This window comes from Gallibacterium trehalosifermentans (assembly GCF_042433055.1).
GTDB classification, from domain to species: domain Bacteria; phylum Pseudomonadota; class Gammaproteobacteria; order Enterobacterales; family Pasteurellaceae; genus Gallibacterium; species Gallibacterium trehalosifermentans.
On record NZ_JBHLWB010000018.1, the window covers coordinates 1 to 797 of the forward strand.

Annotated in this window: 1 protein-coding gene; it reads left to right on the top strand. The window is 47.4% G+C overall.

Annotated features, from left to right (window positions below):
• Positions 1 to 797, top strand: a 797-nt coding sequence (locus ACFFHK_RS09790) for a thiamine pyrophosphate-binding protein (RefSeq protein WP_512700290.1), incomplete at both ends; no start/stop codon positions are given.

The following is a 797-nucleotide window of genomic DNA, read 5'->3' on the forward strand; positions in this document are numbered from 1 at the left end:
CATGGTGCACCATTGGGTGATGAAGAAATTGCAGCGACCCGCAAAAATTTGGGTTGGAGCTATGCACCATTTGAAATTCCCGCAGAAATATATGCAGAATGGGACGCCAAACAACAAGGAGCCGCGAAAGAAGCGGAATGGAATAGACGTTTTGCCGCTTATCAAACAGCTTACCCAGAACTTGCTGCCGAATTATCACGCCGTTTAGCGGGTGAATTACCAGCGAATTGGGCAACAGAGTCAAACGCCTTTATCGAAAAATTACAAGCGAACCCCACGAGCATTGCCAGCCGAAAAGCCTCACAAAATGCGATAGAAGCGTATGCGAAGCTATTACCTGAATTCTTAGGCGGTTCGGCAGACTTAGCGGGGTCAAACCTCACCTTGTGGTCAGGCTCAAAACCATTACGCGCCAATGTTGTTGATGGCAACTACATCAACTATGGAGTACGAGAATTTGGCATGTCAGCAATAATGAATGGTATTGCATTACATGGCGGATTTATCCCTTATGGTGCAACCTTCCTCATGTTTATGGAATATGCCCATAATGCGGTAAGAATGGCAGCATTAATGAAACAGCGCACGCTCTTTGTTTACACCCACGACTCGATTGGCTTAGGGGAAGATGGACCAACCCACCAACCAGTGGAACAAACTGCGGCATTACGCTATATTCCAAATTTAGAGACATGGCGCCCATGCGACCAAGTAGAGTCAGCGGTAGCGTGGCAAGCGGCGGTAGAGAGAACAGCGGGACCGAGTGCATTAATCTTTACGCGACAAAATTTAACCCA